At 75.0% G+C, this 6,438-nt stretch carries 4 protein-coding genes; 2 read left to right on the top strand and 2 right to left on the bottom strand.

The annotated features are described in order from the left end of the window. The coding region (locus tag ACFRAR_RS33225) for a hypothetical protein (RefSeq protein ID WP_380703083.1) at nucleotides 1–935 on the top strand (935 nt) is incomplete at its 5' end. Between the two features lie 75 nt (nucleotides 936–1,010). Here ACFRAR_RS33225 and ACFRAR_RS33220 read toward each other — a convergent pair. Then, entirely contained in the window at nucleotides 1,011–1,757 is a 747-nt protein-coding gene (locus tag ACFRAR_RS33220) for a class E sortase (RefSeq protein WP_380703081.1), read from the bottom strand. 261 nt (nucleotides 1,758–2,018) lie between these two features. Here ACFRAR_RS33220 and ACFRAR_RS33215 point away from each other — a divergent pair, with 261 nt between their 5' ends. Beyond that, nucleotides 2,019–5,045 carry a bifunctional [glutamine synthetase] adenylyltransferase/[glutamine synthetase]-adenylyl-L-tyrosine phosphorylase gene (locus ACFRAR_RS33215; protein WP_380703078.1) on the top strand — a complete coding sequence of 1,009 codons (3,027 nt, stop codon included), beginning with the start codon at nucleotides 2,019–2,021 and terminating at the stop codon, nucleotides 5,043–5,045. 140 nt (nucleotides 5,046–5,185) lie between these two features. Here ACFRAR_RS33215 and ACFRAR_RS33210 read toward each other — a convergent pair whose 3' ends face one another. Beyond that, nucleotides 5,186–6,154 (bottom strand): phosphatase PAP2 family protein, encoded by a 969-nt coding sequence (locus ACFRAR_RS33210; RefSeq protein WP_380703076.1) that lies wholly within the window; start codon nucleotides 6,152–6,154, stop codon nucleotides 5,186–5,188. Nucleotides 6,155–6,438: the final 284 nt, after the last annotated feature.

Genomic DNA, 6,438 nt, shown 5'->3' with positions numbered 1-6,438 from the left:
CGGCCGTCCAGGCGCCGGCTGCCGCCCAGGCCCCGGCGGCCGTCGCTCCCGCGCCGGCCGCCGACCCGGCGCCCGCCGCACCGGCCGCGCAGGCGCCGGCCGCCGCCGGGCAGGGGGAGGCGGAGCAGTCGGCCGAGGAAGAAACCGAGCCGGACGAGACCGACCTGGCGGATGAGGACGAGGGCGAGGGCGAGCGCGGCCGGAGCTGGGGCGGCTCGTCGGCGTTCGGCTTCATCGACGAACTGGCCGAACTGGACGAGATGGCGTCGTCCCTCGGCGGCAAGAAGTGCCACCACCAGCACGAGTGCCCCTGCTCCCCCTGCGGCGGGCACGGAGGTGGCGGCCACGGTGGCGGCGGGCACGGTGGCGGTGGGAACGGCGGCGGGAACGGCGGCGGTGGCGGGAACGGCGGGAACGGCGGGAACGGCGGCGGCGGCGGGAACGGCGGCAGCGGCGGCAACCAGTCCGAGAGCCAGAACCAGTCCCAGGACCAGGACCAGCACCAGAACGTCAACGTGACGGTCAACGTCCAGAACACCATCTACAACAACATCGACAACAGCGCGAACAACAGCGCCACCGCCAACGCGAACAACTCCTCGCAGAACACGGCGACCAACAACCAGTCGGCCTCACAGACCAACAACTTCTCCAACTCCAACTCGAACTCCAACTCCAACTCCAACACGAACAACGCCAAGTACGGGGAGCACCACCAGGGCCACCCGGGCGGCCAGGGCGGTGGGGGCCACGAGGGCGGCGGAGGCCACGAGGGTGGCGGGGGCCACCAGGGCGGCTACCCGGAGGAGCACCACGGGCACCACGGGGAGCTGGCGGAGACGGGCAGCGAGACCTCGCCGGCCCTGCTCGGCCTCTCGGGGATGTTCCTCGCGGCGGGCGCGGCGGCCATGCGGATCGGCCGGCGCCGGGCCTGACCCGGACCGTCGAGTGACCGACGGGCGGTGCGCACGGAGCGCACCGCCCGTCGGCCGTGCGTCCGCCGGACCGGCTCAGCGCAGCTCGGCGGGCGGCGTGCGGCCCTGGTCCATCGGCTCCTCCCGGACCAGACTGCCCCAGACGGCCATCCGGTACAGCGAGGTGTAGACCGGGGTGCACGTCGTCAGGGTGAGGTAGCGGCCCGGCCCGCGGTACGGGGAGCCGACCGGCACCGGGGCGATGACGCCGGTGTCGTCCTTGGCGGTCTCGTCCAGCGTGGCGTCGACGCGGTAGACGTACCAGCGGTCCCGGGTCTCGACGACCATCGGGTCGCCCGGCTCCAGCCGGTCCAGGTCGTGGAACTTCGCGCCGTGCCCGTCGCGGTGGGCGGCCAGGGCGACGTTGCCCTCGGGGTCCCAGGGCATGGCCGAGCGGTACGGCGTGGTGTAGGCCCCGGCGACCCCGTCCGCGAGGGTGTCCCCGTCGGTACCGACCCTGATCAGCACCTGGTAGCCGGTGCCCAGGGCCGGGACGTGGAGGAAGCCGACGGCGTCGCCCGGGGCGAACGGGGGCGGTGCGGCGGCGGTCGGTGCGGCGGCGCCGGCCGGTGGGGCCGCCGGGACGGACCAGGACTGGCGCAGCCGCTCGGCGGAGAGGTGCGCGTGCCGGTCGGCCACGAGGTTCGTCCACCACAGCGAGTGGGCGACCAGCAGGGCGAGCAGCACGCCGACGGTGAACAGCAGGTCGCCGAACGCGCCGACGGCGACCCGCAGGGGGTGTCGGCGCGGGGCCCTCCACTCGGCCGGGTTCTCGGTCGCCATGGGTCGTCCCTTCGGGCGGGAGTACGGGGAGGGCCGCGGGGCCGGAGCGGGAGCCGCCCCGGCGGGCCATGCGTACTCCACCGCGCCGTCGAGCCGCCGGGCAAGCCGACACGCCACGCCGCGCCCGGGGGCGCTCCGGCCGCTCCGGCGGGGCGGGCCCACGGGCGCGTAACCTGCTGGGGGCTGTCGCCGAACTCGCGTCGTACGCCCCGCGGGTGGGAGTTCGAGGACAGGTCACCCAACGGACGGACGGAGGGGCCGATGGCGGCGGACGAGCAGTGGGCCGGGAGCCGGGTCAGCAGGCCGGAGAACCGGCTGGTCCGGCGCGGGTTCAGCGATCCCGCGCGGGCGGTGCGGCTGCTGGAGGGCCCCGGCCTGGCCGGCCTGGCCGACGACCCGGTGCTGCTGGACGCGCTCGGCGCCACCGCCGACCCAGACCTCGCCCTGCTCGGCCTGGCCCGGCTGCTGGAGGCCGCCGACGAGGCGGACCGGCACACCCTGTGCGACACCCTCACCACCTCGAAGCCGCTGCGCGACCGGCTGCTCGGCGTGCTCGGCGTCTCCACCGCGCTCGGCGACCACCTCGCCCGGCACCCCCACGACTGGCACGTGCTGCTCACCTTCGAGCTGCGCGACATGCACCCCGGCCCGGAGGACTTCCGCCGTGCCCTCGCCGAGGGCGTGCGGGACGACGCCCTCGGCCCGGCGAACGCGCTGCGCGTCGCCTACCGCCGCTGCCTGCTCGCCATCGCCGCCCGCGACCTCACCGGCACCACCGACCTGGCGCAGACCGCCGCCGAACTCGCCGACCTGGCCGGCGCCACCCTCCAGACCGCCCTGGACCTCGCCGCCGAGCAGGACCCGGAGGCCACCGCGGCCTGCCGGCTCGCGGTGATCGGCATGGGCAAGTGCGGCGGCCGAGAGCTCAACTACGTCTCGGACGTGGACGTGGTCTTCGTCGCCGAGCCGCGCGAGGGCGTGGGCGAGCAGGAGGCGATCAGGGCCGCGACCCGGCTGGCCGCCGCCCTCACCCGGCTGTGCGCCGACACCACCGGCGAGGGCACCATCTGGCCGGTGGACGCCAACCTGCGCCCCGAGGGCCGCAACGGCCCGCTGGTGCGCACCCTGGCCAGCCACCTCGCCTACTACCAGCGCTGGGCCAAGACCTGGGAGTTCCAGGCGCTGCTCAAGGCCCGCGCGGTCGCCGGGGACGCCGAGCTCGGCGCCGCGTACGTCGAGGCGCTCGCCCCGATGGTCTGGCAGGCCGCCGCCCGGGAGAACTTCGTCGCCGACGTGCAGCAGATGCGCCGCCGGGTGATCGACTCCATCCCGGCCACCGAGCTGGACCGCCAGCTCAAGCTCGGCCCGGGCGGCCTGCGCGACGTCGAGTTCTCCGTGCAGCTGCTCCAGCTGGTGCACGGCCGCACCGATCCGGCGCTGCGCAGCGGCAACACCCTGGAGGCGCTGGCCGCGCTCTCCCGGGGCGGGTACGTGGGCCGGGCGGACGCCGCCTCGCTGGACACCGCGTACCGCTTCCTGCGCTCGCTGGAGCACCGCATCCAGCTGTACCGGCTGCGCCGCACCCATCTGATGCCCACCGGAACCGAGGACCTGCGCCGGCTGGCCCGCTCGCTGGCCGCGCTGATCAACGACGACACCCGCGCCGACCCGGTGGCCGCGCTGCAGCGCGAGTGGAAGCGGCACGCGATGGAGGTCCGGCGGCTGCACGAGAAGCTGTTCTACCGGCCGCTGCTCGACGCCGTCGCCGAACTGCCGCCGGGCGCCGCCGGGCTGACCCCCGACGCGGCCCGGGCCCGGCTGGAGGCGCTCGGCTACACGGACCCGGCCGCCGCGCTGCGGCACCTGAGCGCGCTCGCCTCCGGGGTGAGCCGCAAGGCCGCGATCCAGCGCACCCTGCTGCCGGTGCTGCTCGGCTGGTTCGCCGAGTCGGCCGACCCGGACGCCGGGCTGCTCAACTTCCGCCAGGTCTCCGACGCGCTCGGCCGCACCCCCTGGTACCTGCGGTTGCTGCGTGACGAGAGCGCCGCCGCCGAGCAGCTGGCCCGGGTGCTCTCGGCCGGCCGGCTCGCCCCCGACCTGCTGCTGCGGGCCCCCGAGGCGGTGGCCATGCTGGGCGACCCGCAGGGCCTGGAAGCGCGCGGCCGGGCCGCCCTGGAGGGGGAGATACTGGCCGCCGTCGGACGGGCCGGCTCCACCGCCGCCGCGGTGGCGGCCGCCCGCTCGGTGCGTCGCCGGGAGCTGTTCCGCACCGCCGCCGCGGACGTGCTCGGCCGGTTCGGGGAGGACCCCGCCGAGGCGCTGGACGCCGCGGGGGAGGCGCTCACCGCGATCAACGCCGCCACCCTCCAGGGCGCGCTGCGCGCCTGCGTGGCCGGCTGGGAGGCCGAGCACGGGGACCTGCCGACCCGGATCGCGGTGATCGCGATGGGCCGCTTCGGCGGCCACGAACTGGGCTACGGCTCGGACGCCGACGTGCTCTTCGTGCACGAGCCGCTGCTCGGCTCGCTGGAGGAGGAATCCGCCCGGGCCGCCCAGGCGGTCTGCAACGAGCTGCGCACCCGGCTGGGCGCGCCCTCCACCGAGCCGCCGCTGCTGGTCGACGCCGACCTGCGGCCGGAGGGGCGCAGCGGCCCGCTGGTGCGCACCCTCGCCTCGTACGCGGCGTACTACCGGCGCTGGTCGCACGCCTGGGAGAGCCAGGCGCTGCTGCGGGCCGAACCGGTGGCCGGGGACGCCGAGCTGGGCGCGCGGTTCCGGCAGCTGATCGACCCGCTGCGCTACCCGGGCGGCGGGGTGCCGGAGCGGGACCTGGTGGAGATCCGCCGGATCAAGGCGCGGATCGAGGCCGAACGGCTGCCGCGCGGGGCGGACCCGACCACCCACACCAAGATCGGCCGGGGCGGGCTCGCGGACGTGGAGTGGACGGTGCAGCTGCTCCAGCTCCGGCACGGGCACGAGGTGCCGGCCCTGCGGACCACCCGGACCAGGGCGGCGCTGGCCGCCGCCGTCGAGGCCGGGCTGGTGCGGCCGGAGGACGCCGAGGTGCTGGACACCGCCTGGGTGCTGGCCTCCCGGGTGCGGGCGGCGGTGATGCTGGTGCGCGGGCGGCCGGGGGACAGCTTCCCGGGGGAGGCCCGGGAGCTGGCCGGGGTGGCCCGCTACCTGGGGTACGGCTCCGGGCACAGCGGCGAGCTGTTGGACGACTACCGGCGGACCACCCGGCGGGCCCGGGCGGTGGTGGACCGTCTGTTCTACGGCTCCGACTGACCGGTTCCCACCGGCCGGCTCCCACTGACCGGCTTCGACCGGCTTCGACCGGCTTCGACCGGCCGGTTCCGACCGGCCACGGGGACCGGCCGGTACGCGAAGGGGGCCCCTGGTCAGGGGCCCCCTTCGGGAGGTTCTCGTCAGCGTCGCCCGGCGCTGACCGCGGGCTCGCTCCACTGCTCCGGGACGGTGACCGGCCGCTCGGCCGCCGTCTCCCGGGCGGGCACCCGGGGCAGCCGGTAGACCCACTCGTGGTAGAGCCAGCGGGCGGCGAGGAAGCCCAGCGCGAGGCAGAGCAGGCCGCCGACGGCGTCCATCCAGAAGTGGTTGGCGGTGGAGACGATGACCACCAGGGTGGCGACCGGGTAGAGCAGGCCGAGCACCCGGACCCAGGTCCGGCGGGCCAGGAAGAAGATCGCCAGACCGCACCACGTCGACCAGCCGATGTGCATCGAGGGCATCGCCGCGTACTGGTTGGAGACGTGCGCGGCGGGGCCGGAGGCCATCGAGCCCCAGGTGCCGTGGGCCTTCACGGTGTCGATGAAGCCGCCGTCGGTCATCAGCCGGGGCGGGGCCAGCGGGAAGAAGTAGAAGCCGACGAGGGCGATCCCGGTGGTGACGAACAGCACGGTGCGGGCCGCGGCGTAGCGCCCGGGGTGGCGGCGGTAGAGCCAGACCAGCACGCCGATCGTGATGACGAAGTGCAGCGTCGCGTAGTAGTAGTTCATCCCCGTGATGAGCCACCCGACGCTGTCCACGGCGTGGTTGATCGAGTGCTCGACGGCGATGCCGAGGTGCTGCTCCAGGCTCCAGATCCAGCTCGCGTGCTTCTGGGCTATCGCTTCCTGTTCCGGAACGGCGTTCCGGACGATCGAGTAGATCCAGTAGCTGATCCCGATCAGCGCCAGTTCGAACCAGATCCGCGGCCGGGCCGGCGACCGGCGCTGGGCCCGGAGGTGGCTGCGCAGGGCGGCGGTACGGGACTGGGCGGCACGGGTGGCTCCATCGGGCAGGTGGCCGGGGAAGGCCGTCGCCGCTTCGGAACCACCACCACTGGCCGCGTCGGCGCGCCGCGCGTCGCCTCGCTGGATCTCGGTCGGTTCCCCCATGGGTGGCAAGTCTGCCAGACGGCTCGTAGCCGTCTGCTCATCCTGTGGAGGTGGATTCTTCACCGGCTGTCCCCCTTGAGGGCTACGGGCCGGCTCCCACCGGGGTAGGGGTCGTTCTGGCGTTCGATAGGTACCGGTGGGACGGACATAGCTCCCATTGTTACGCCCGTCGCCCCAACGGAGTAATCGGGGTCCTCGGGGAACGGTCGAGGGCGATCGGTGCCCGGCGCCCACCTGGAACTTCCCGTCACGGAACGGTTTCTGCATCTTGCTGAAACATATTG

The sequence above is a fragment of the Kitasatospora sp. NPDC056651 genome, assembly GCF_042792155.1.
Taxonomy (GTDB): Bacteria; Actinomycetota; Actinomycetes; order Streptomycetales; family Streptomycetaceae; genus Kitasatospora.
This window is presented reverse-complemented; position numbering and strand designations above follow the sequence as displayed.